The organism is Nocardia sp. NPDC003693 (assembly GCF_053981095.1).
The window spans coordinates 1-22,457 of the sequence record NZ_JBSFNO010000006.1; the positions used below are offsets into that span (position 1 = coordinate 1).

Below are 22,457 nucleotides of genomic sequence, written 5' to 3' on the forward strand. Positions count from 1 at the left end.
CCTATCTGCTGCGCTGAGCCCGGGGATGTGATCGAGATGAGGTTCCTGCGTGCGCCCGCTCTGCTGCTCGGCGCGGTAGTGGCGGCAACCCTGCTTGATGTAGTCGGCGTGGCCGGGGGCGTCGACGTGGGCGTAGTGACGCTTCTCGGTCTGGTACTCGACGTGGGAGATGTTGATCGTGATACCACGAGCCTTCTCCTCCGGCGCCTTGTCGATCTGGTCGAACGCGAACGCAGCGTTCACGTCCGGGTAGGTGTCAGCCAGCACCTTGGTGATCGCCGCGGTCAGCGTGGTCTTGCCATGGTCGACGTGACCAATGGTGCCGATGTTGACGTGGGGCTTCGTCCGCTCGAACTTCGCCTTCGCCACTGTTGTCCTCCTGGACTAGTTAGTGCGTGCTTTTTTTGCAGCAGTGCGGTTTGTATTACAGGGGGTCGTTCGACGACCGATCGGGGCGGCTTCGGGAGAACCCGCCCCGGGGCAGCGAATTACTCGCCGGTCGCCTTGGCGATGATCTCCTTCGACACGTTGGCCGGAACCTCCGCGTACGAATTGAACACCATCGAGAAGTTCGCCCGGCCCTGGGTCTTGGACCGCAGGTCACCGATGTAACCGAACATCTCAGAGAGCGGAACCAGCGCCTTGACGACACGGGCACCACTGCGTTCCTCCATGGCCTGGATCTGGCCACGGCGGGAGTTCAGGTCGCCGATCACTTCGCCCATGTAATCCTCGGGCGTGGTGACCTCCACCGCCATGAGCGGCTCGAGGATCACCGGACCGGCCTTGCGAGCCGCTTCCTTGAGGGCCATGGCGCCCGCGATCTTGAACGCCATTTCCGAGGAGTCGACCTCGTGGTAGGCGCCGTCGAGCAGCGAGGCCTTCACGTTCACCAGCGGGAAGCCGGCGAGCACGCCGTACTGCATGGCGTCCTGGATGCCCGCGTCGACCGAGGGGATGTACTCACGCGGAACGCGGCCACCGGTGACCTTGTTCTCGAACTCGTAAGTAGCGCCGTCCTCGGCGTCGACCAGCGGCGCGAGAGCGATGATGACACGGGCGAACTGGCCCGAACCACCGGTCTGCTTCTTGTGGGTGTACTCGTACTTCTCCACCGTCTTGGTGAGGGTCTCACGGTAGGCCACCTGCGGCTTACCGATGTTCGCCTCGACCTTGAACTCGCGCTTCATGCGGTCGACGTAGATGTCGAGCTGGAGCTCGCCCATACCGCCGATGACGGTCTGGCCGGTCTCCTGATCCAGCTTCACGTTGAAGGTCGGATCCTCTTCGGCGAACTTCTGGATCGCGGTGCCCAGCTTCTCCTGGTCGGCCTTGGTCTTCGGCTCGATGGCCACCTCGATGACCGGATCCGGGAAGGTCATGGACTCCAGGACGATCTGGTTCTGCGGATCGCACAGGGTGTCACCCGTGGTGGTGTCCTTCAGACCGATGACCGCGTAGATGTGGCCGGCCACGGCCTCGGGAACCGGGTTCTCCTTGTTGGAGTGCATCTGGAACAGCTTGCCCAGACGCTCCTTCTTGCCCTTGGTCGCGTTCATGACCTGGGCGCCGGAGTCGACCTTGCCCGAGTACACGCGCACGTAGGTCAGCTTGCCGAAGAACGGGTGCGTGGCGATCTTGAACGCCAGCGCCGCGAACGGCTCGTCCGAAGACGGCTTGCGGGTGAGGACTTCCTCTTCCTTGTTGGGCACGTGGCCCTGCACGGACTCGACGTCCAGCGGGGTCGGAAGGTAGTCCACGACGGCGTCGAGCATGGGCTGAACGCCCTTGTTCTTGAACGCCGAACCACACAGCACCGGGTAGAGCTCGGAGCTGACGGTCATCTTGCGGATGGCGCCCTTGATCTCCTCGATCGAGAGCTCCTCACCACCGAAGAACTTCTCCAGCAGCGCCTCGTCCGACTCCGCGATGGTCTCGAGCAGTTCCTGGCGGTAGATCTCCGCGTTGTCCTTGAGATCCTCCGGGATCTCGATGACCTCGTAGGACTCGCCGAGCTTGGTCTCGCCCTTCCAGACCTTCGCGTTCATCTCGACCAGGTCGACGATGCCCTCGAAGGAGTCCTCGGCGCCGATCGGCAGCTGGATGACCAGCGGCTTGGCACCCAGGCGGTCCTTGATGGTCTGCACGGTGAAGTAGAAGTCCGCGCCGAGCTTGTCCATCTTGTTCACGAAACAGATGCGCGGCACGTCGTACTTGTCGGCCTGACGCCACACCTGCTCGGACTGCGGCTCGACGCCCTCTTTACCGTCGAACACCGCGACGGCGCCGTCGAGGACGCGGAGCGAACGCTCCACCTCGACGGTGAAGTCGACGTGCCCGGGGGTGTCGATGATGTTGATCTGGTTGTTGTTCCAGTAGCAGGTCGTCGCGGCCGACGTGATGGTGATGCCGCGTTCCTGCTCCTGCGCCATCCAGTCCATCGTGGCGGCGCCGTCGTGCACCTCACCGATCTTGTACGTGATGCCGGTGTAGAAGAGGATGCGTTCGGTCGTGGTCGTCTTACCCGCATCGATGTGGGCCATGATGCCGATGTTGCGGACCTTGTTCAGGTCTGTGAGCACTTCCTGTGCCACGGAAATCTTCCCCGCTCGTAGCTAGTTGGGATCTTCGGGAACGACCCTGGCTTCTCCAGCGGTCATCACTGTGTCAACGCCCGGCGCGGCAGGTGGGTGCCTACCGCGCCGAACTGCGACTCGATTCCCGGCACGTCCACGAACGGAGTAGCCGGGAGCCGAATCACCAGCGGTAGTGCGCGAACGCCCGGTTGGACTCGGCCATCTTGTGGGTGTCCTCGCGACGCTTCACCGAAGCGCCCAGACCGTTGCTGGCGTCGAGCAGCTCGTTCGCCAGACGCTCGATCATGGTCTTCTCACGACGCGCGCGGGAGTAGTTGACCAGCCAGCGCAGCGCGAGGGTGTTGGAGCGGCCCGGACGGACCTCGACCGGCACCTGGTAGGTGGCGCCACCGACGCGGCGGGGCTTCACCTCGAGGGCGGGCTTGACGTTGTCCAGCGCGCGCTTGAGGGTGACGACCGGATCGGTGCCGGTCTTCTCGCGCGCCTGCTCGAGGGCGCCGTAGACGATGCGCTCGGCGGTGGACTTCTTGCCGTCCAGCAGGATCTTGTTGACCAGCTGAGTGACCAGCGGGGACCCGTAGACCGGGTCGTTGATCAGCGGACGCTTGGGTGCGGGGCCCTTGCGTGGCATATCAGCTCTTCTCCTTCTTGGCGCCGTAACGGCTGCGAGCCTGCTTGCGGTTCTTCACGCCCTGGGTGTCGAGCGAGCCGCGGATGATCTTGTAGCGCACACCCGGGAGGTCCTTCACACGACCGCCGCGAACGAGCACCATCGAGTGCTCCTGCAGGTTGTGGCCCTCACCGGGGATGTACGCCGTGACCTCGACCGCGCTGGTCAGGCGAACACGCGCGACCTTACGCAGCGCGGAGTTCGGCTTCTTCGGGGTCGTGGTGTACACGCGAGTGCACACGCCACGACGCTGCGGGCTCCCCTTCAGGGCCGCAGTCTTGGTCTTGGAGACCTTGTCGCGGCGACCCTTGCGGACCAGCTGGTTGATGGTTGGCATAGACCGGCTTTCCTTTTAGTAACCAGGTGTCTGGAACTTCATGTCTGTAATTCGGTTGCGGCGCCGTTGTTCACGCCGCTGTCATTCGAGCTTTCCGCCCAGTTCCCACGGCATTTCCTTGCCACGAGGTCGGGCGTGTCATACGCAGCGTGTGCACCGAATTACGGGCACGCTGGAACGGTCAGCCGCTCTCGCTGGCCTACGTACTGCGCACAAACCTGCCCGAATGCTTCCGGGCACAGCGGTCCACGATACCCGCACCCTTTACAGGGGGCAAAAAGGGGTCCCCGCAGCGGGGCTGGTAGAGACGCTAACGAGCAAGGTTGAGGGTCAACTCGACCAGCTTGCGGGCCGCTTCGCAGGGATCCGGATGGCTCGAGCCCGGCCGGAAGTTCACCCACCACCCGACGATTCCGGTGTCCGCGGCCGGTGCGCTGACCCCGCAGGAATCGGCGTCGCCGGGACGGCGGGTCTCCAGTGATCGCCGGCCCTGCACCGAGATGTCGTTCGTCACATATCCGAGGCGGTCGTTGTTCGCCTTCTCGTTCTTGAGCGAACCCAGTTCGTACCAGCTGAGCGTCACCATGCCGCTGCCGGACGCGCCGCCGTCCAGATCCCACATGCAGACCGCGCCGTTGAAGGAGGGCTCGACGTAGGTGCCCTCCCCGACCGCCTTGCCGATGTCCTCGAGCGTGACCACGTCGCATTCGCGCAGCAGCTTGTCGAAGTTGGTGTTGAGCCGGCCGCCGCCGTCGTCGGTGGTGCCGCCCGCGGGCAGCGCGGTGCCGGGGATGGTCTTGCCGCAGCCACCGATCGCGGCCGTCACCGCGACGGCGGCGAGCAGGGCCGCCGCGGCGCGGGTGCGCCGCCGGGGGGACGGGGTCCGCATGGTCGTCGCTTTCATCCGAGCCGCTGCACTGTCAGTTCGGCCATGCGGCGGGTGCGGTCGCACGGGTTGCCCTGGTTGGCGCTGCCGAAGGCGCCGAAGGACATGGACCATTCGAAGAAGTCGTCGTCGAGCTGGATGGCCAGATCGCACACCCGATTGCTCGGGTCCAGGGCCTGGAAGCCCTTGCGGCCGCCGACCTCGATGGTCTCGGGCTCGCGGCCGACGCTGGCCACCCACGCCTTCTCGCGATCGATGGGGCTGCCGCGGTAGGAGGCGAAAGTCACGCTCGCCGAGCCGATCCCGCCGCCCTGCCAGTTGCATCCGGTCGAGTTCTTGAAGACCCGGGAGATGGCGCCCAGTCCCCCGATGTCGCGCACCTCGTCGTCGGTGAGGTGACCGCACTCGCCGACGAACGGGCCCAGCGTCGCCACCTTCGGGGGTGGTCGCAGCGGCCCGGTCGGGGCGTCCTCGTCGCTCCCCCCACACGCCGACAGCAGCAGCGCGAGGCTCAACCCCGTGACGATCGCCGACGTCATACGCATGCCCAGAACTCTACTGTGCGGCCGGGAGTCGAGCCCGTCACAGCGTTTGCCGCGCGTTCGAATTCCCGATGACACGGGCGGGAACGGAGTCCCGGTCCGGCTCACAGGTTTCCGCGGGACTCCTGTTCGCGCTCGATCGCCTGGAACAGGGCCTTGAAGTTGCCCTTGCCGAAGCCGAGCGAGCCGTGGCGCTCGATGAGCTCGAAGAAGACGGTGGGGCGGTCGGTGACGGGTTTGCAGAAGATCTGCAGCAGGTAGCCGTCCTCGTCGCGGTCGACCAGGATGCCGCGGGCGCGCAGTTCGGCGACGGGCACGCGGACGTGGCCGATGCGGGCGCGCAGTTCCGGGTCGTCGTAGTAGGTGCCGGGGGTGTCCAGGAATTCGATGCCCTCGCGGCGCAGGGCGTCGACGGCGCCGAGGATGTCGCCGGTGGCCAGGGCGATGTGCTGGACGCCGGGGCCGCGATAGAACTCGAGGTACTCGTCGATCTGGGAGCGTTTGCGGCTCGGCGCGGGTTCGTTGAGCGGGAATTTGACCCGGTGGTTGCCGCTGGCCACGACCTTGCTCATGAGGGCGGAGTAGTCGGTGGCGATGTCGTCGCCGACGAATTCGGCCATGTTCTCGAATCCCATGACGCGGCGGTAGAACTCGACCCAGTGGTCCATGCGGCCCAGTTCGACGTTGCCGACGACGTGGTCGATGGCCTGGAATATCCGCTTCGGCGCGCCGGGCCGGGGTTCGTGGGCCGAGCGGCGGGGAACGAAGCCCGGGAGGTAGGGGCCGTCGTAGCGGGAGCGGTCGACGAGGGTGTGCCGGGTGTCGCCGTAGGTGGCCAGGGCGGCCGAGCGCACGGTGCCGAAGTCGTCGGTGTCGTCGTGCGGTTCGGCCAGGACGGTGGCGCCGTGCGTGCGGGCCCAGGCGACACAGCGGTCGACGTCGGGGACCTCGAGGGCGATGTCGATGATGCCGTCGCCGTGCAGATCATGGTGTGCGACAAGGGAACTGGCGGGATCGACGGCGCCCTTGACGACGAATCTGGCGCCGCCGCTGCGCAGGACGAACGCTTTGTGGTCGCGATTGCCGGTCTCGGGCCCGGAGTACGCCTCGAGCCGCATGCCGAAGGCCGATTCCAGGAAGTGGGCGGTCTGGGTGGCGTTGCCGACCGCCCAGACCAGTGCGTCCCAGCCGATGACGGGGAAGGGATCGGCGGTGGCGTCGTGATCGACGAGTCCGACGAGCCGGCGCAGCTCGTCGTCCTCGGCGGGGTCGGAGGGTTCGGCGGGCCACGTCGGAGCAACCTCGATGGTCATTCTGTAAGGGAACGGCGCGGGGCCCCAGCTGGGCAATATCGGCGATTCCGAATAGACACCCTGGCGAATTGCGCCACCATCGCCCGCTCGGTGCTGGACAATTTGAATAGCAGCATCACTCCCGAGCGGAGGTCCCGTCATGGCTCGCACGCCCGCCAAGTTGGATGAACTCGATCTGGCCATCCTCGCCGCCATGCACGAGTACCAGAAGGCCGGAATTCTGGAACTGTCGCGGCGCACCCGGGTCGCGCGGGCCACGGTGCAGTCGCGGATCGCACGGATGGAGGAGGCGGGGGTCATCTCCTCCTACGACCCGCACGTGGATGTCACGGCGGCGGGGTTCGACGTGCAGGCGTTCGTGACGCTGGAGATCGCGCAGGGTCAGCTGGACGCGGTGGCCGCGGATCTGGAGGCGATACCCGGGGTGCTGGAGGCGTACGCCACGACCGGGTCCGGGGATGTGCTGTGCCGGATCGGCGCGGATTCGCACGCGGGGTTGCAGCACGTGCTGCTGAGTATCGACCGCAGTGCGACGGTGGTGCGCTCGCACAGTGTGATCGTGCTGTCGACGGTGGTGGCCCAGCGCACGCTGCCGCTGTTGCGGACGCTGAGCCCGTCCACCTCGAGCAAGGCGCCGGCGTACCGCAACGCGCACTGAGTCCGCGGGCTGATCGAGGCTCGTCGTCGCGGCCGTTGCCGGTCGGCCGCGGCAAAAGGACGCATCCCCGCGGGGCGGTACGCGAGGGTCGGGCGGGTGCCGTCAATCGCGGCCCATGCGGGTGATCAATCCGCAGACGTGGGCCTCGGCCGCGGCGCGGGCGTCGGGTGCGTGGCCGGACTCGAGGGCGTCCAGGATGCGGCGGTGCTCGCGCAGGGCGATGCTGCGGTTGCGGGGGTGCCGCCACAGATCGCCGCGATAGAGGTGGGCCTGGGCGTCCAGGCGCGCGAGTTCGTCTGCGAGCGTGCGGTTTCCGGAACGCTCACGGATGAAGGTGTGGAACTCGAGGTCGAGTTCGGAGTCGCGGGCGGGGTCCGCGGGCTCGCGCAGGTGATCTTCCTGGGTGGCGAGCAGGGCGGTGAGCTTGCTCAGATCGGCTTCGGTGAGGCGGGTCGCGGCCGTGGCGGCGGCCAGGCCGTCCAGCACGGTGCGCACGGCCAGCACGTCGCGGATCTGGGTGTCGTCCATGCTCGCGACGCGGGCGCCCGCGTGCGGGACATTGACCGCGAGGCCCTCGTAGATGAGCTGCTGCACCGCTTCGCGAACGGGGCTGCGGCTCACCCCGAGGCGCGCGGACAGGGCGAGCACGCTCAGCGGGGCGCCGGGTGCGAGTTCGCCGGACAGCACGAGCCCGCGGAGCTGCCGGTGCACGGACGGGCCGAGCAGCTCGCTGTCCGGTTCGCTCATGGTGGTCCTTTCTGATCGGTTCGAAATTACCCGCGCGGGCGGTAGTTGGCCCGCACGCGCTCGGCGAGGAAGTCGGCGGCGGTGACGGGCGGGTAGGCCCCACGCGGACCCTGGATGACGGCGTCACGGTCGGCCTGGGCGAAGTAGGCGATGCTGTAGCGCTCGCCCTGGTACTCGTCGGGGCCCGGACCGCGGACGCGGTGGAAGTTCGACGGCAGCAGGTCATCGCTCCAGCGGGTGAGCATGTCGCCGATGTTGCAGGTGATCAGGCTCGACGACGGGGTGATGGAGGTCCACTGCTGTTCGTCCATCTCGCGGCCGGGGCAGACCTGCAGCCCGCCCTGGCCGTCGCGCTGGAACAGCAGTGTGAGGCAGTCGAAGTCGGTGTGCGCGCCGGCGCGCCAGCGGCCGGGGACGTGGCGCAGTTCGGGCGGGACGGCGAAGTAGTGCAGCAGGCGCAGGGTGGATTGGTAGTGCGGGGAGGCGGGATCGTGTGCGGCGGTGAAGTAGTCGCGGTCGAAGCCGAGGCGGTCGGCGAAGCAGGACAGCACCCGCATGGCCACGGTCCAGCAGGCGTGCTCGAAATCCAGTACGGCGCTGGTGAATCCGGTCAGCTCGGCGGCGGTGGGCCAGCGGCCGTCCATGTGCGGGCGGGTGACCTGGTAGGACTCCTTCTGGTCGGGGACGCCGATGGAGGGGCGCACCTGACTCATGCTCTCCCAGCCCGCGTTGTCGGCCTTCACCAGCGGGTACTGCGCCTTCACGGGTTCGGGCAGCGCGAAGAACCTTGCGGTGCAGTCGAATACGGAGTCGATCTGCTCCTGTGGGATGCCGTGGCCGGACAGCTGGAAGAAGCCGATCTCGGTGGCGGCGGTCCAGAGCTGGTCGGTGATCTCGGCGCGGCGGTCCTCGAAGTCGGTGAGGTCGATGACGCGGATCTCGCGGGCGGCTTCGGCGCCGAGCCCGCCCATGCGCATCTCGCGGGCGACCTCGGTGGTTTCCTGGCTGGTCATGGTGTCCTTTCCGATCGAAGTGGGTCAGCTCGCGGAGATGGCGGGGTCGAGGAATTCCTTGGTGACGAGGGCGCGGGCGGTGAGGCCGTCGGGTACCTGGGCGCCGCCGCGGCGCAGGATGGGCGCGAATTCGTCGATGACGCGTTGCACCCGAGCCTCGTCGAAACTGCCTATGACACCGTCGGTCTCGTTGCCGATCAGGCCGTTGTCGATGAGGACGCGGGAGCCGAAGGCGGCCAGTTCCGCGCTGTAGGGCGAGAAGTTGGCGCTCTGGGCGACCACGTCCACCACCACGTCGTTCACCGGGCCCGGGTCGGCGCGGAAGCGTTCGGTGGCGCGCTGGATCATGGGCACCAGGCGCTGCAGGCACGGGCGCAGTTCGTTCAGTTTGTCGGCGCGCACGTTCACCGTGCGGGCGTAGCCCTCGTAGCCGACGTCGCGCAGCAGCTGGTAGGCGACCGGCTTGTTCCAGGCGCGCACCTCGTGTTCGTAGACGTAGGGCTCGGAGTTGGCGAAGCCCTGCTGGGCGAAGGAGGGGTCCGACACGAAGCGCGAGGGGCCGTTGTCATAGGAGGTGTCGATCTGGTTCGCCTGCAGCAGGCCGCGCGAGACCAGCCACTCGGGGTACAGCTGGCCCTGCGAGACCACCACGGGCGCATCGGTTTTGCCGATGTCGGCGATGCCGCGCCAGCCGGGGCGGGTGGCCGGGTCCCACATGAGCATCTGCGGGCTGTAGCGCAGCAGGGTGGTGACAGCGACGATGGGCTGGGCGGCGGCCGCGGCGATGGCGTGCTCGGAGTGGGTCAGGCCCAGGGTGATCGAGGAGTCGACGTACATCTGCGAGGGCACCGTCTGGAAGCCGATGGCCGGGCCGCCCGCGCGCAGTTCGAGGTCGACGCCGGTGTCCTTGCCGTCCACCACGAGTGGGCCGGTGACCTTGTTGGCGTCGGAGTCGACGCGGTAGCCGGGGCCGAGCAGGCCGAAGAGCGGGCCGGAATCGGTTTCGGGTTCCCATTGCAGCTGGACCGCGACGGTGGCGGGGCAGATGCCGGCCAGCTGCTGTTCGGCGGGTGCGGGCGGGAGTTGCACTGCGGCGGTGTCGGATTCGCTGTCGGAGCAGGCGGCGCCGGTGGCCACCACGAGCAGTGCCAGCGCGGTTGTCCCCAGGCGGCGTAGACGGTTGGGCATTGGTTCTCCACGGGGTGTCGAGATGTGGGACGGAAAAGCGGTGTGAGGCGGGCGGATTCAGCGGCCCGAGGCGTGCCAGCGGCCGACGGTGAGGCGCTGCGCGGCGGTGAAGAGGGCGAAGACCAGCACGCCGAAGAGCGCGGCCAGCAGCAGGGCGGCGAGCAGATCCTCCGACTGGAGGCGGGAGCGGTAGTTGTCGAGCAGGGTGCCGATGCCGGGTTTGCCCTTGGCGAAGAACATGTCGCCGATGATCGCGCCGGTCACCGCGAGTCCGGCGGCGGTGCGCAGGCTGGCCATGATCGAGGGCAGGGCGGCGGGCAGTTCCAGGGAGACCAGGCGCCGCAGTCGGCTCGCGCGGCCGAGGGTGAACAGTTCGCGCAGGTTACGGTCGACCGATTGGATGCCGAACAGGGTCATAGCGATGATGGGATGCACCGCGATCAGGACGCACACCATGGTGCGGGCGGTGAGGCCGTAGCCGAACCAGAGGCCGATGAGCGGGACCACGGCCAGCACCGGAACGGCTTGCAGGACAACGGCGTACGGGTACACCACGCGTTCGACGACCTTGGCCTGGCTCATCAGCACCCCGATCGCGATGCCGATCACCGCGGCGAAGAACAGGCCGGTCACCGCGACCCGGGCGGTGACCGCCAGGGCGCGCAGCATGACCTCCAATTTCGCGGAATCGCTGAGGGATTCGGCGAAGACGGCGTGCGGGGGCGGGAGCAGGAAGCGGCGGTCCGGGGCCAGCAGCACCAGCGAGACCAGGTACCAGGCGGACAGGGCCAGGCCGGCGGAGAGCAGCGGCGCCAGCAGGCGGCGGAGCACGCGCGGGACGGGGACGCGCCGCGGCAGCCGGGGGCGCGCCGGGGCGGCGGAAACGGCGAGACCGACCATCAGCAGGCTTCTTTCAGGGAACGGGACACGTGGGAGACCAGCTCGGTGTAGGCGGGTTCGAAGCGCAGGTCGCGCTCGCGCGGGTAGGGCAGGTCGATGTCGATGACCTCGTGCACGCGTCCGGGGCGGGCGGACATGACCACCACGCGGCCGGCCAGGAAGACCGCCTCGGAGACCGAGTGCGTGATGAACAGGGCGCTGAAGGCGTTGTCGCGGTACAGGCGCAGCAGTTCCTCCTGCATGCTCAGCCGGGTGATCTCGTCGAGGGCGCCGAAGGGTTCGTCGAGCAGCATGACGCGGGGTTCCAGGGCGAGCGCGCGAGCCAGTGAGACCCGCATGCGCATGCCGCCGGAGAGCTGACCGGGGAGTTTGCCCGCGAAATCGGCCAGGCCGACCGCGGCGAGGGCGCGGGTGGCGCGCTCGCGGCGGGTGGCGCGGTCGATGCCGCCGAGCTCGGCGGCGAGTTCGACGTTGCGCAGGACCCGGCGCCACGGCAGCAGGGTGGCCTCCTGGAAGATGAAGCCGACCGAATCGGACTGCACCGCAACGGTTCCCGCGCTGGGCTGTTCCAAGCCCGCGGCCAGCCGGAGCAGGGTGGACTTGCCGCAGCCGGAAGGCCCTACGACGGCGACGAATTCACCGCGCCGGACCTCGAGGTCGATGTCGGTGAGTGCCACCACGTCACCCGAACCCGCTCCGGGATAGCGCTTTCCGATGCCCGCGAAGGAAATCTCCGCCTCCGGTCGCGTTCCGGCCGGAGCGCCGATCGGATTGCGCACCATGTCCCGCAAGACCATCGCACTCACCTTCTCTCACTTGTACTGCGTGCATCTTGTGCGTGAGATCAGTGTTGTCGATATGAATTACATGCAATCGTGTCGCTGTTTCGAATTGATTAACTGTTACTGCATGTCATTGAGGAGCTTGACGAGTTCCTGCTCGTCGACGCGGGTGCTGCGGCCGTCGCGGATCACGGCCTCCCCCGCCACCCAGACCGTGTCGACCACGCGCGGGGACGCGGTGGTGAGCAGGGACGCGCCGGGGTCGCGAACGGGCAGGCAGGCGAAGTCGCGGTCGAAGCGGACGAGGGTGAGGTCGGCGGGGTCGCCCACGGCCACACCGGAATGCGTCGCCGGATCGCCGAGCGCGCGGGCCGCGCCGCGGGTGGCCATGCGCATCATGTCGTGGACGTTCAGCAGGTCGGCGCGGCGGTGCGCGACCCGTTGCAGGTACGCGCCCATGCGCAGGGCGAGCAGCATGTCCTGGGTGTCGTTGCTGGCCGCGCCGTCCACGCCGAGACCGACGCCGATGCCGGCGGCGAGCAGGTCGGGAATCGGGGCCACGCCGCTGCCCAGGCGCATGTTGCTGAGCGGGTTGTAGGAGACCGAGACGCCGCGTTCGGCGAAGACCGCGCGGCCGTGCGCGTCCAGGCGGCAGCAGTGCACGGCGAGGGTGCGTTCGCCGAGCAGGCCGCCCGCGTCCAGGTAGTCCACCGCCGAGACGCCCGCGTGCAGGCGGCACATGTCCTCGTCGGTGTCGGTCTCGAGCAGGTGGATGGAGATGGTCTTGCCGGTGCGATCGGAGAAGTCGCGGACCGCCGCCATGCCCTCGGGGGTGAGGCAGCGGGGGTTCGGCACGGCCAGGGCGGTGGTGACGCGCCCGCCGCCCCAGCGCCGGTCGAGTTCGCCGATGTGGTCGAGCGCCTCCGGAAGTGGTTGCAGCAGGCGCGGATCCATCCCCCACTTGCGGGTGGCGTCGGCCCGGTCGGCGACGCCGCGCCCGAACACGACCCGGATGCCGAGTTCGTCCAGGGCGCGCAGGGCCGCGTCGTGCACGGCCTCGGAGCCGCTGGGCCACATGTGCTCGACCACGGTGGCGACGCCGCTCCGCAGCAGCTCCAGCCCGCCCGCCAGGGCCGCGAGGTAGGTCTGCTCGGGGGTGGCGGCGACCGTGAATTCGCCCACGCAGTGCAGCCATTCGAGCAGCGGCAGCCCCTCCCCCGCCCCGCGCAGGATCGACTGCTGCAGGTGGGTGTGGGTGTTGACGAACCCGGGCACGAGATACGCGCCGCCGCCGTCGATTCGGGGAGGCGCTTCACCCGCACCGAAGACCGCCGGCGCAGCGTGCTCGCCGGGGCTGCGGGACAAGTCGTAGGCCGGATCAACGCGCCGGGATGGTGTCTCATCGCCGCCGCCGGTCGGTGCGGCGCTCTCGCCGGCGGCGCGTCCCGCGCCGGGGCCGATGGCGATGATCCGCCCGTCGCGGATGACGACGTCCTGCCCCGAAACCCATTGCGGCCCCGCGGCGGTCGCGGCGTAGACGGTGACGTCCCCGATGACGGCGGACATGGAAAGACGGCTGCCCATGCGGCATTCCTCCAGGAAATGCGGCTGGTTAGCCCGCCGGTTGTCGACGGTGCGCGCGCGTCCGTTGCAGCCATGAACGCCGTGCCCGCGAGCCTAGCGAGGTCGTGTTTCGCCGGGGTTACCATGCCGATCCGGATCGGGCGCGCCGAATCGGCCCGAGTGCCCGCCGCCCGGCCCCTCCCGCGCCGCGCGTTGTGCACAGGCGTCCACAGTTGGGGAACGTTGTGCACAACGTGTGCGCTCGCGTTCCGGTGGCCGGGCGAGCTCGGTGCCCCGGGAGCGGCGGAGCTGCCGGGCGGTCAGAACTCCGTGGACGCGAGGCGTCTGGGCCTTCGGCTCCCGCGGTGTCGCCACTCCGGAAGGGTCAGGGCACCCGCGAATCAGTAGGCGTCCGAGCCCGCGAGAATTCGGAATCGCCCGGGCGGACGCCGATCCGGGCGACCCCGGCCGTCACGGCTTGAGTGTTGCGTCCGGGGTCAGGATCTCGACGCTGGGGGTGCGGTCGGGTTCGGCGAAGGCGAGCAGGGCGGCGGCCTCGGCCTCTACCTCGGCGCGTTGGGTGGGGGTCCAGGGTGAGCGGGGGACGACGCGCAGGCGGGCGACGTTGGCGGTGGTGAAGATCTTGTAGATGCCCTGGAGGAAGCCGTCGATCAGGACCGGGGAGACCTGGTTGGCGGCCTCGCGCAGGGGCGGGGGCGCGCCGTCGGGGATCACGCGGGAGCGATCCTGGTGGGAGAGCAGGAGATTGTCGTACCAGCCGAGCAGGCGGACGGGGGCCGGGGTGTCCGGGTCGGTGAGTTCGGCGTCGGCGGCGTCGTAGAGGGTGCGGCCGCGGTCGTCGGTGTAGGTACGCACGCGGTCGCCCAGCCGGGTCACGGCGGGTGCGATGCCGGTGAGTTTGGACCAGGTCTGCATGTCCATGGTGGTGGCCGGGCCGAAGGCGCGCAGGTAGCGCAGCAGGAGTTCCTCGAGCGGGTAGTCCGGGTCCGGGGGCGCGCCGAGCCAGGGTTCGATGCGGGACCAGACCGGGCGGCTGCTGTCCTTCCAGCGGCCGCGCGGCGGAGTCTGCAGAACGGGCAGCTGGTAGAGCCAGGTTTGCAGCACCGCGCTCGCGTTGCGGTCCGGGTAGCGGGCCAGGGCCTCGGCGCGCATGTCGGCCGCCGACATGGGTTCCTGCCCGAGCACCTGTTCGCCGTGCGCGCGCACCTCGTCGGGATCGAGGCCGACCATGGCGCCGAAGTTGAATCCCTTACGGAACGGGATCTTTTCGAGCTCGGGCTGGATGTGCGGTGCGATCCGCAGCGCGTCCGGCGGCGTGACCAGGTGAATGGTGCCGCGCATCAGGGTGATTCGGACCAGCGAGCGATCCTCGAGCCCGGCCGAGACCGTGGCCGGGTCGAAATCGGCCGTGCGCGACCACAGTGCGAGGAACGGCGGCAGTGTGTCCTGGGCCTGCAATCCGACGAGGTGATCGCACAGCTGCGGCGCGCCGAGCGGGGCGCGCTCGAGCAGATGCTGGCGCGCCAGCAGCGTGCGATTCAGAATCCGGTTGGACAGCTTCACAATTGCCGCACGTTACGGGACCGCGGCGCCGGTGTCGTGCCCACGCACCATCAGCGGACGGTGATGACGACCTTGCCGGTGGCGGTGCGCTTGTCCAGGGCGGAGACGGCCTCGGCGGTGTGCGCCATGGTGTAGAGCGCGGGCTCCGGCGGCGCGATCTTGCCGTTGGCGAGCAGCGGCGCGACCTCGGCCCACTGCTCGCGCAGGTAGCCGGGATGGGTCATGACCCATTCGCCCCAGGCCGCGCCGACGACCTCGACGTTCTTGAGCAGCAGGCGGTTCACCTTGACCGTGGGGATGTCGCCCGCGGTGAAGCCGACCACGAGCACGCGACCGCCCGAGGCCAGGGAGCGGATGCTGTCGGTGAAGCGGTCGCCGCCGACCGGATCGAGCACGATGTCGACGCCGCGCCCGCCGGTGATCTCCTTGACCGCCGCCAGCCACCCGTCGGTCAGCACCACGTCGGTGGCGCCGTTTGCCCGGGCGACCTCGGCCTTCTCCTCGGTGCTCACCACCGCGATGACCCGGCCCGCGCCGAGCGCCTGCGCCATCCGCAGCGTGGAGGTGCCGATACCGCCGGCCGCGCCGTGCACCAGCACGGTCTCGCCCTCGGCGAGCCTGCCGCGCTTGGTCAGGCAGAAGTGCACGGTGAGGTCGTTGAACAGCACGCCGGCACCGGCCTCCAGGGAGACGTTGTCGGGCAGTTCGAACACCATGTCGACCGGCGCGACCGCGACCTCGGCGACGGCGTTGCCGAGCAGGGTCAGCGCCACCACCCGGTCGCCCGCCTTCACATGCGCGCCCTCGGGGGCCTCGCGCACGATGCCCGCCACCTCGCAGCCCACGATGTAGGGCAGCTGCGGCTTCATCTGGTACAGACCGCGGGTCATGAGCACGTCCGGGAAGGCGATGCCCGCGGCGTGCACGTCGATGACGACCCCGCCCGGATAGCCCGCGGGCTCGGGCATGTCGAGGACCTCGATGGTCTCCGGGCCTTCCAGCCTGCTCACCACGGCTGCGCGCATACCGATCAACTCCGATCAATCCCACTTGCGGGTACTCACCCGAACCTAACCGATATCCGGCCCGGCACAACAGCGGGCGAGCCGGGTTCGCTCGCCGCCCCGGTCCGGCCCGGGCCACGTAGGCCACCCCGGACGGAATATCGCCCACATCGCCGCCCGGCGCGCGTGACGAGGACCCTCCGCGTGCCGGGCGCTCAGCCTCGGTAGGCGTATTCGACCATCGCCTCGTTCGCGAGGGTCGCGCCGTCGCGGGTGATGGTCAGGGCCGTGGCGGTCACGCGGTAGCGGGTGCCGTCGACCTGGTTGACGACCGTGTAGCCGCCGGTGCCGTCGGGGACCGGGTCGTCGAGGGTGATGCCCGCGCCGTCGCTGATCCGCACGCCCCTGTAGTAGAAGCGGCCGGCGCCGGTGCGGCACACCACGACTCGGGACGACGCGGTGCGGCCGACCGCCATCGCGGGATCGTCGGCGTTGCAGCGGGCGCCGGCGGCGGTGAATCCCTGTGCGTCCGTGCCGGATACGGAACCGTTGAAGGGGGCGAGCGTCGTGGGCACCACCGCGGTCGGCCGTCCCGGCGTGCCCTGCCCGGGCTGGGCGATCTCCGACGTGCCGCCGGAACCGCCGGGGCCATCTCCGTTGCCGGACAACAGGAGCCAGCCGACGGCCGCGAGCAGCAGCACGACCACCGCGGCCAGCATGCCGACGACCAGGGGCATCGAGCCGCGTTCGCGCGGCGGCAAAGGCAGTGGCGCGGAGGGGTGTTCGGGTCGCGCGAGCGGGGTCGGCCCGGAGTATCCGGACGCCCGGTGCAGCGTGACGTCGTACTCCCCCGGCGTCCCGGCGGCCGGCGGATAACCCGCTGTCTGCGCCCGGGTACCGGAGAAGTGTGCCGACCGGGTGTCGGTACGCAGTGCGGGCGGCATCGGGGTTTCACCGGCCGGCCCCGCGTAATCGCCGGGCGGCGTGCGCGATTCACCGGGCAGCCCGGTTCGATCGCCGGGCGTTCGCGACGCTCCGAACTGCGCGGCGCCACCGGCCGGGTTGGCTCCCGGCGGTACGGGGCGGGCCGGGCCCGGCCGTGGTCCGTGGTCGCCTGCCCCGGGAGCCGGCTCGATGCCGGGCCGGGCCGTGAAGCCGCGGGCGGCCGGAGTTCCGCCCTGGCCGGGGTAGGACGGGTGGCCCGGCGCGCCGGGGCCGGGGGGCCGCGGAGTGGCCGGGGTGGCAAACGGACCGGACGGGTCCTGCACCCGGGTGGACCGCGGGCCGGGCGGGGTGGCACGGGTCGTATCGGCCGGGTCGGCGCGGAGCAGGGCCGCGCGGGCGGCGCGGGCCAGCTGACCGGCGGTGGCGTAGCGGTCGGGGACGTCCTTGGCCATGCCGGTGGCGATGACGCGGTCGAAGGAGGCGGGGACGCCGGGGCGGTGGCTGGGGCGCGGCGGCGGGGTCAGCATGTGGGCGCGGATCGTGGCCAGGTTGCTGTCGGTCGTGAACGGGATTTCGCCGGTGAGGCTTTCGTACAGCACGCAGGCCAGGGCGTAGACGTCGGCGGAGGTGGTCACCGCGGCATCGTGTTCGAAGCGTTCGGGGGCCATGTAGGCGAAGGAGCCGATGGCGCTGCCGGTCACGGTGAGCTGGGCGTCGGACTCGGTGTGCGCGATACCGAAATCGACCAGGTAGGCGAACAATTCACCGGTCAGCAGGATGTTGGCGGGTTTGATGTCCCGATGCACCAGCCCGCTCTCGTGGGCGGCGTCCAGGGCGGCGGCGATCTGCTCCACCACCGCGACGGCCTGCTCGGGGGTGAGCGGGCCCCGCTCGTGCAGATGCGCCTTGAGGTCGCGCCCGCGCACCAGGCGCATGTCGATGTACAGCACGCCGTCGACTTCGCCCCAGTCGTGCACGGGGATGACGTGCGGCTCCTGCAGGCGTGCGGCGGTGCGGGATTCGCGGCGGAAGCGTTCCACATAGGTGGGTGAACCGGCGAGCTCGACGGCGAGCAGTTTCAGGGCAACGACGCGGTCGCGGACGGTGTCGTAGGCCTCGTAGACCTCGCCCATTCCGCCCACACCGAGCAGCCGTCGCAACTCGTACTGTCCGAACCGCGTACCGGCCCTAGCGCCTGCGGGCACCGGCGTCGCCTCCCCTGCCGTGGATCTACACCAGCAAAGGCTACGGGGCCGCGCGCACACCTGCCATGCCCTGCGTAAAGTCATGTCTCAGCAAGCACCGCACGAAACGCGGCACGCCCGGGTTCACGGAATCCGCGGCGATGCAGCGCGAGGAGCACCAGTGTCACACGATCAGCCGCTCGCCCCGCTTCCCCAGGAGGGCATGGGCTTCGCCTCGGCGTGGCCCGTCCGGGCCGGCGACGTGGATCCCTACCAGCGGTTGCGGTACGACGCCGTGGCCCGCTATCTGCAGGACATCGCCTGGGAGGAAATGCATTCCGGGTTCTTCCATCGCACCGATCCGGCCTGGATCGTGCGGCGCACGGTGGTGGACGTGGTGCGCCCGATCCACTGGCCGGACCGGATCGAGCTGCGGCGCTGGTGTTCGGCCATGTCGACGCGCTGGACCAATATGCGGGTGCGGATCACCAGCGAGAACGGCGGTCTCATCGAGACCGAGGGCTTCTGGATCAATATCAACGAATTCACCAACATGCCCACCCGCATCAGCGACGAGGGCCTGGCCGAGCTGGCCCGCACGACCCAGGAGCACCGCCTGCGCTGGCGGCCGTGGCTGGTCGACCACACCCCGCCCGAGTCGGACACCGATATGCCGTTCCCGGTGCGCGCCACCGACATCGACCAGTACAACCACGTGAACAACGCCGCGTACTGGCAGGCCGTCGAGCAGTATCTGGTGGATTACCCGAAGCTGGTGGCCGGGCCGCATCGCGCGGTGATCGAGTACATCGCGCCGGTGCTGGCGCGCCAGCACATCAGCGTGCGCTCGCGGTACGAGCCGGGCGACCGGACCGGGCATCCGGTGCTGCGGCTGTGGTTCGTGGTGGGCGGGGTGACCACCACGACGGTGCGGATCGGCCCGCTGCCGAGCTGACGGGCCGGCGATCGTGGACCCGGGCGGCGATCGGGGTGATCGGGTGACGTCCCGCCCGGCATATTCGGGACATACCCACCGAAAGTCCCGGTAGCCAAGGGTTTGCCTGACACACTCTGCGGCGAGCCGATCGCATCCGGTGATCGGGAACAGGAGATCGCCATGCGCATCGCCCACCTGGCCCTGCTAGCGGCCGCCCCCGCACTCGTCGCCACGCTCGCCGCCTGCTCCTCGTCGGACGATTCCGCGGACGACCGAGCCACCGGCACCCCGACGACCATCACGACGACGACCACCGCGCCCGCGAGCGCGACCAAACTGGTCGGCCCGTCCGCCGCCCCGCTGCCGCCGCCGAGCCCCACCCATCCGCCCGTGACGACCGTCCCGCCGGTGACCACGACCGAGCCCGTACCCACCACGGCGCCGGTGACCACGACCTCCCCCGTGCCGAGCCCGGTGATCGACGACGTGAACTGCGGACCGGTGACCGACGCGGGCGGCGGCACCCGCCACGTGATCGCCGTGGGCACCGAGGCGGGCCGGGTCGGCTGCACCGAGGCGATCACCGTGGCGACCGAGTACGTCCAGACCATCAGCGACACCGACGTGGCCACGATCGACGGCTGGAGCTGCAACGCCCAGCCCGATCCCGCCGTCCCGTCGATGTGCGCCAAGGACGGCCTGGTCATCGCCCTGCGCGCGAACTAGGGACAGAGTTCCCCTGCGGCGCAGCGAGATCGCGACAGCACTGTGGCCCACCGGAAAACCGGTGGGCCACAGTCGTGTTCGTGCCTGGTCGGGCGTCAGCCCTTGGCGGCCTTGAGGAGATCCTCGAGGCTGGTGAACTTCACGCGGGGGCGGCCGGCGGCCTTGCCCGCGGTGCGCTCGGCCGCGTCGATGGCCTTCCAGCCGTCCCGGCCGATGGCCTCGGGCTGGCGTTCGGCAAGCAGCGCGTCCAGGGCGGCGCGATCCGCCTGGGGCGCGGCCAGTTTGCCCGCCGAGAAGTCCTCGATGAGCTGATCCACGGTCTCCTGCGAATCGACCCGGTTGGAGCCGATGACGCCGCGCGGGCCGCGCTTGATCCAGCCGGAGACGTAGATGCCCTGCAGCGGCTCACCGTCGGCGCCGACGACCCGGCCGTGGTCGTTGGGGACCACGCCGTTGCTCTCGTCGAACGGGATGTCGGCGATCGCCTTGCCCTTGTAGCCGATCGAGCGCAGCACCAGCGAGGCGTCCAGGCTGCCGGTGCGCTCGGACGCGTAGGCGACCGGGCGGCCGTTCTCCTCGACCAACTCGTTGTGCACGTACTCGAGGCCCTCGACCTTGCCGTCGCCGGTGACGGCGGTCGGCGAGACCAGGTACCGGAACACGATCCGCTTGCGGCCCGGGGTGGGCGCGAGGGCGGCGTACTCCTGCGCGAGGGTGTACTTGAGCTGCAGCGAGGGCTCGACCTCGGGATCGTCCAGCTCGGCCTGGCTCGACGGATCGAGTTCCAGTTCAGCCGGATCGACGATGATGTCGACGTTCTTCAGGTGCGCCAGCGCCAGGAACTCCGGCGAGGTGTACGCGGCCTGCAGCGGCCCGCGACGGCCGAGCACGACCACCTCCTGGATGTTGCTGCGGCGCAGCGCGTCCAGGGCGTGATCGGCGATGTCGGTCTTGGCCAGCACGTCCGGATCGACGGTGAGCACACGCGCCACGTCCAGGGCCACGTTGCCGTTGCCGACGATGACGGCCCGCTCGCCCGAGAGGTCGAATTCGCGATCCGCGAAATCCGGGTGCCCGTTGTACCAGGCCACGAACTCGGTGGCCGAGTGCGAACCGGGCAGGTCCTCGCCGGGCACGTTCAGGCGGCGGTCGGTGGACGCGCCGTGCGCGTAGATCACCGCGTGGTGATGGGCGACCAGCTCGTCGTGGCTGATGTGCTTGCCGATCTCCACGTTCAGCCGGTACTGCAGCGCGTCGCGCCGGAACGCCGACTCGAACAGGCCCGCTACCGATTTGGTGCCCGGGTGGTCGGGCGCCACGCCCGCGCGCACCAGGCCGTACGGGGTGGGCAGCCGGTCGAACAGCTCCACCTCCACGTCGGCGCGGCGCAGCAGTTCCTCGGCCGCGTAGCAGGCGGCCGGGCCCGCGCCGACGATCGCGACGCGCAGGGTGCCGCGATCCTTGGGCGCGCGGGACGGCGGCACCAGGGGCTCGAAGTTCGACTCCAGCGGATGCCGGACGAAGTAGGAAGCGTTGATGTCACGGAACCGGGCCAGCGACGCGCTCAGATCGTCTTCCGAGAAGATCGCGTCGACCGGGCAGGCGTCCACACACGCACCACAGTCGATACAGGTATCGGGGTCGATATAGAGCTGTTCGGTCGAAGCGAACTCACGTTGCTCGGGAGTGGGACGAATGCAATCGACCGGACACTCGGGAACGCAGCTGGCGTCGTTGCAACAACGCTGCGTGATCACATAGGCCATATCTCGCAGATCCTCGAAACAGTCGCGTGGTGCTACTCCGCTCGGGGTTCGAGCAGGGCGGGTAGAACACGTTCTAATATATGCGGGGGTTGAGCGCCAGTCCGCACTAGGTGTGACGCCTCCCCTAGTGTGCCTCGAGTGTGAGTCCCGTCTCTCGCCGGGAGCGAGATCCGGTGTTCCGGGCACGTCTCGACCGGTGTCGGCCCGGCTGGGCTTACCGTTGTGGCCATGGCACGGACCCTCATCCTGATGCGCCACGGCAAATCCGGCTACCCGGACGGCGTGGCGGACCATGATCGGCCGCTCGCGCCGCGCGGGCTGCGCGAGGCGGCGCTGGCCGGCGACTGGCTGCGCGAGACGCAGCCGCGCATCGACGCGGTGTTCTGTTCGACCGCGGTGCGCACGCGCGAGACCCTGACGGCCACCGGGATCGACGCGCCGGTGACGTTCGAGGAGTCCATCTACGAGGCGTCCCCGCACACGCTGATCGAGCTGGCGCAGCTCGCCGATCCGGCGATCGAGACGCTGCTGATCGTCGGGCACTCGCCCGGAATGCCGTGGACGGCATGGGAGTTGGCGAGCAATCGCGATTCCGCGGCCGCGGAGGAGCTGAGCCGGAAGTTCCCCACGTCCGCGCTGGCGGTGCTGGAATTCGACCGCGACTGGACAGCCATCGACCCCGGCACGGGTGAGCTGGTGCGCTTCCACATCGCGCGCTGACGTACCGCGGGATCACGCGCCGGGCCGCACGCAGCGGCCGTATGCCGCGACGGCACGGCCACCCGGCGGCGGCGACCGCCGTGCCGTGCGTACTACTTCAGCAGCTTGCCGCGCACCACGACCACGCCGCCGAACACGAGTAGTAGCAGGAGCGCCGGGAAGAACCCCAGCAGCGCCCACACCACACCGAGGACCACCACCACCGGCAGCGCCGCGATGGCGGCGATGACCGGCTGCTCCTTGACGGTCGCCAGCGCCGATCGCGCGCGGACCCGATCAATCTCTTTGGACATGCTCCCCAGAGTAGGCGCGGAATCCATCCACAGCCGTGCACAGGAAAACCTCGCACCCCCGAGCGCGCCGACGGGTCGCCGCCGCGCGGAAATCTCGGCAGA

At 69.5% G+C, this 22,457-nt stretch carries 22 protein-coding genes; 4 read left to right on the top strand and 18 right to left on the bottom strand.

The window, feature by feature from the left end; genetic code table 11:
- From ACWDOP_RS09405 to hppD, 7 genes are all read right to left on the bottom strand, one after another.
- Window positions 1-369, bottom strand: a 369-nt coding sequence (locus tag ACWDOP_RS09405; RefSeq protein ID WP_456344691.1) for a GTP-binding protein, incomplete at its 3' end; no start/stop codon positions are given.
- 119 nt (window positions 370-488) lie between these two features.
- Entirely contained in the window at window positions 489-2,594 is a 2,106-nt protein-coding gene (fusA, locus tag ACWDOP_RS09410; RefSeq protein ID WP_456344692.1) for an elongation factor G, read from the bottom strand.
- 163 nt (window positions 2,595-2,757) lie between these two features.
- Window positions 2,758-3,228 carry a 30S ribosomal protein S7 gene (gene rpsG / locus ACWDOP_RS09415; protein ID WP_030525248.1) on the bottom strand — a complete coding sequence of 157 codons (471 nt, stop codon included), beginning with the start codon at window positions 3,226-3,228 and terminating at the stop codon, window positions 2,758-2,760.
- Window position 3,229: 1 nt separating this feature from the next.
- Window positions 3,230-3,604 (bottom strand): 30S ribosomal protein S12, encoded by a 375-nt coding sequence (rpsL, locus tag ACWDOP_RS09420; protein ID WP_019049359.1) that lies wholly within the window; start codon window positions 3,602-3,604, stop codon window positions 3,230-3,232.
- Between the two features lie 310 nt (window positions 3,605-3,914).
- On the bottom strand, window positions 3,915-4,493 hold the full coding sequence (locus ACWDOP_RS09425; RefSeq protein WP_454201650.1) for a DUF3558 domain-containing protein: 579 nt from the start codon (window positions 4,491-4,493) through the stop codon (window positions 3,915-3,917).
- 11 nt (window positions 4,494-4,504) lie between these two features.
- The gene (locus ACWDOP_RS09430) at window positions 4,505-5,035 is read right to left on the bottom strand and encodes a DUF3558 domain-containing protein (protein WP_454201649.1); all 531 of its coding nucleotides are present in this window, start codon (window positions 5,033-5,035) and stop codon (window positions 4,505-4,507) included.
- 101 nt (window positions 5,036-5,136) lie between these two features.
- On the bottom strand, window positions 5,137-6,345 hold the full coding sequence (gene hppD, locus ACWDOP_RS09435) for a 4-hydroxyphenylpyruvate dioxygenase (protein ID WP_456344693.1): 1,209 nt from the start codon (window positions 6,343-6,345) through the stop codon (window positions 5,137-5,139).
- 139 nt (window positions 6,346-6,484) lie between these two features.
- Here hppD and ACWDOP_RS09440 point away from each other — a divergent pair, with 139 nt between their 5' ends.
- On the top strand, window positions 6,485-7,003 hold the full coding sequence (locus tag ACWDOP_RS09440) for an Lrp/AsnC family transcriptional regulator (RefSeq protein ID WP_454201647.1): 519 nt from the start codon (window positions 6,485-6,487) through the stop codon (window positions 7,001-7,003).
- 102 nt (window positions 7,004-7,105) lie between these two features.
- Here the strand turns inward: ACWDOP_RS09440 and ACWDOP_RS09445 are convergent, their stop codons facing one another.
- The 9 genes from ACWDOP_RS09445 to ACWDOP_RS09485 all read right to left on the bottom strand — a co-directional run bounded on the left by ACWDOP_RS09445 (window position 7,106) and on the right by ACWDOP_RS09485 (window position 17,934).
- Window positions 7,106-7,750, bottom strand: a complete 645-nt coding sequence (locus tag ACWDOP_RS09445; protein ID WP_456344694.1) for a GntR family transcriptional regulator — start codon at window positions 7,748-7,750, stop codon at window positions 7,106-7,108.
- Window positions 7,751-7,776: 26 nt separating this feature from the next.
- Window positions 7,777-8,763, bottom strand: a complete 987-nt coding sequence (locus ACWDOP_RS09450; protein WP_456344695.1) for an isopenicillin N synthase family dioxygenase — start codon at window positions 8,761-8,763, stop codon at window positions 7,777-7,779.
- Window positions 8,764-8,787: 24 nt separating this feature from the next.
- Window positions 8,788-9,951, bottom strand: coding sequence for a nitrate ABC transporter substrate-binding protein (locus ACWDOP_RS09455; RefSeq protein ID WP_456344696.1), 1,164 nt, complete (start codon window positions 9,949-9,951; stop codon window positions 8,788-8,790).
- Between the two features lie 57 nt (window positions 9,952-10,008).
- Window positions 10,009-10,851 carry an ABC transporter permease gene (locus ACWDOP_RS09460; protein ID WP_456344697.1) on the bottom strand — a complete coding sequence of 281 codons (843 nt, stop codon included), beginning with the start codon at window positions 10,849-10,851 and terminating at the stop codon, window positions 10,009-10,011.
- Window positions 10,851-11,633: an ABC transporter ATP-binding protein gene (locus ACWDOP_RS09465; protein WP_454201837.1), complete on the bottom strand. Its 783-nt coding sequence runs from the start codon at window positions 11,631-11,633 to the stop codon at window positions 10,851-10,853. The genes ACWDOP_RS09460 and ACWDOP_RS09465 overlap by 1 nt, the downstream gene beginning before the upstream one ends.
- 120 nt (window positions 11,634-11,753) lie before the next feature.
- Entirely contained in the window at window positions 11,754-13,217 is a 1,464-nt protein-coding gene (locus ACWDOP_RS09470; protein WP_456344698.1) for an amidohydrolase family protein, read from the bottom strand.
- Window positions 13,218-13,667: 450 nt separating this feature from the next.
- The gene (locus ACWDOP_RS09475) at window positions 13,668-14,780 is read right to left on the bottom strand and encodes a winged helix DNA-binding domain-containing protein (RefSeq protein WP_456344699.1); all 1,113 of its coding nucleotides are present in this window, start codon (window positions 14,778-14,780) and stop codon (window positions 13,668-13,670) included.
- A gap of 50 nt (window positions 14,781-14,830) precedes the next feature.
- Window positions 14,831-15,805, bottom strand: a complete 975-nt coding sequence (locus ACWDOP_RS09480; RefSeq protein WP_456344700.1) for an NADPH:quinone oxidoreductase family protein — start codon at window positions 15,803-15,805, stop codon at window positions 14,831-14,833.
- Window positions 15,806-15,999: 194 nt separating this feature from the next.
- Window positions 16,000-17,934, bottom strand: coding sequence for a protein kinase domain-containing protein (locus ACWDOP_RS09485; protein WP_456344701.1), 1,935 nt, complete (start codon window positions 17,932-17,934; stop codon window positions 16,000-16,002).
- Between the two features lie 160 nt (window positions 17,935-18,094).
- Here ACWDOP_RS09485 and ACWDOP_RS09490 point away from each other — a divergent pair, with 160 nt between their 5' ends.
- Both ACWDOP_RS09490 and ACWDOP_RS09495 read left to right on the top strand, forming a co-directional pair.
- Window positions 18,095-18,868 (top strand): acyl-[acyl-carrier-protein] thioesterase, encoded by a 774-nt coding sequence (locus ACWDOP_RS09490; protein ID WP_454201638.1) that lies wholly within the window; start codon window positions 18,095-18,097, stop codon window positions 18,866-18,868.
- Between the two features lie 162 nt (window positions 18,869-19,030).
- Window positions 19,031-19,576 carry a hypothetical protein gene (locus tag ACWDOP_RS09495; protein WP_456344702.1) on the top strand — a complete coding sequence of 182 codons (546 nt, stop codon included), beginning with the start codon at window positions 19,031-19,033 and terminating at the stop codon, window positions 19,574-19,576.
- A gap of 95 nt (window positions 19,577-19,671) precedes the next feature.
- Here the strand turns inward: ACWDOP_RS09495 and ACWDOP_RS09500 are convergent, their stop codons facing one another.
- Window positions 19,672-21,342: an FAD-dependent oxidoreductase gene (locus ACWDOP_RS09500; RefSeq protein WP_454201636.1), complete on the bottom strand. Its 1,671-nt coding sequence runs from the start codon at window positions 21,340-21,342 to the stop codon at window positions 19,672-19,674.
- Window positions 21,343-21,570: 228 nt separating this feature from the next.
- On the opposite strand from ACWDOP_RS09500, the gene ACWDOP_RS09505 reads away from it, so the two are divergent.
- Window positions 21,571-22,062 carry a SixA phosphatase family protein gene (locus tag ACWDOP_RS09505; protein WP_456344703.1) on the top strand — a complete coding sequence of 164 codons (492 nt, stop codon included), beginning with the start codon at window positions 21,571-21,573 and terminating at the stop codon, window positions 22,060-22,062.
- Between the two features lie 92 nt (window positions 22,063-22,154).
- Here the strand turns inward: ACWDOP_RS09505 and ACWDOP_RS09510 are convergent, their stop codons facing one another.
- The gene (locus tag ACWDOP_RS09510; RefSeq protein ID WP_354987532.1) at window positions 22,155-22,355 is read right to left on the bottom strand and encodes a hypothetical protein; all 201 of its coding nucleotides are present in this window, start codon (window positions 22,353-22,355) and stop codon (window positions 22,155-22,157) included.
- Window positions 22,356-22,457 lie beyond the last annotated feature (102 nt).

What these genes read in the sequence shown, in the direction of transcription:
- ACWDOP_RS09440 (WP_454201647.1), top strand. Translation starts at nt 6,485, where the DNA reads ATGGCTCGCACGCCCGCCAAGTTGGATGAACTCGATCTGGCCATCCTC.
- ACWDOP_RS09470 (WP_456344698.1), bottom strand. Translation starts at nt 13,217, where the DNA reads ATGGGCAGCCGTCTTTCCATGTCCGCCGTCATCGGGGACGTCACCGTC.
- ACWDOP_RS09445 (WP_456344694.1), bottom strand. Translation starts at nt 7,750, where the DNA reads ATGAGCGAACCGGACAGCGAGCTGCTCGGCCCGTCCGTGCACCGGCAG.
- ACWDOP_RS09460 (WP_456344697.1), bottom strand. Translation starts at nt 10,851, where the DNA reads ATGGTCGGTCTCGCCGTTTCCGCCGCCCCGGCGCGCCCCCGGCTGCCG.
- ACWDOP_RS09500 (WP_454201636.1), bottom strand. Translation starts at nt 21,342, where the DNA reads ATGGCCTATGTGATCACGCAGCGTTGTTGCAACGACGCCAGCTGCGTT.
- ACWDOP_RS09450 (WP_456344695.1), bottom strand. Translation starts at nt 8,763, where the DNA reads ATGACCAGCCAGGAAACCACCGAGGTCGCCCGCGAGATGCGCATGGGC.
- ACWDOP_RS09495 (WP_456344702.1), top strand. Translation starts at nt 19,031, where the DNA reads ATGCGCATCGCCCACCTGGCCCTGCTAGCGGCCGCCCCCGCACTCGTC.
- ACWDOP_RS09480 (WP_456344700.1), bottom strand. Translation starts at nt 15,805, where the DNA reads ATGCGCGCAGCCGTGGTGAGCAGGCTGGAAGGCCCGGAGACCATCGAG.
- rpsL (WP_019049359.1), bottom strand. Translation starts at nt 3,604, where the DNA reads ATGCCAACCATCAACCAGCTGGTCCGCAAGGGTCGCCGCGACAAGGTC.
- ACWDOP_RS09425 (WP_454201650.1), bottom strand. Translation starts at nt 4,493, where the DNA reads ATGCGGACCCCGTCCCCCCGGCGGCGCACCCGCGCCGCGGCGGCCCTG.
- ACWDOP_RS09430 (WP_454201649.1), bottom strand. Translation starts at nt 5,035, where the DNA reads ATGCGTATGACGTCGGCGATCGTCACGGGGTTGAGCCTCGCGCTGCTG.
- ACWDOP_RS09465 (WP_454201837.1), bottom strand. Translation starts at nt 11,633, where the DNA reads ATGGTGCGCAATCCGATCGGCGCTCCGGCCGGAACGCGACCGGAGGCG.
- rpsG (WP_030525248.1), bottom strand. Translation starts at nt 3,228, where the DNA reads ATGCCACGCAAGGGCCCCGCACCCAAGCGTCCGCTGATCAACGACCCG.
- ACWDOP_RS09510 (WP_354987532.1), bottom strand. Translation starts at nt 22,355, where the DNA reads ATGTCCAAAGAGATTGATCGGGTCCGCGCGCGATCGGCGCTGGCGACC.
- ACWDOP_RS09455 (WP_456344696.1), bottom strand. Translation starts at nt 9,951, where the DNA reads ATGCCCAACCGTCTACGCCGCCTGGGGACAACCGCGCTGGCACTGCTC.
- hppD (WP_456344693.1), bottom strand. Translation starts at nt 6,345, where the DNA reads ATGACCATCGAGGTTGCTCCGACGTGGCCCGCCGAACCCTCCGACCCC.
- ACWDOP_RS09505 (WP_456344703.1), top strand. Translation starts at nt 21,571, where the DNA reads ATGGCACGGACCCTCATCCTGATGCGCCACGGCAAATCCGGCTACCCG.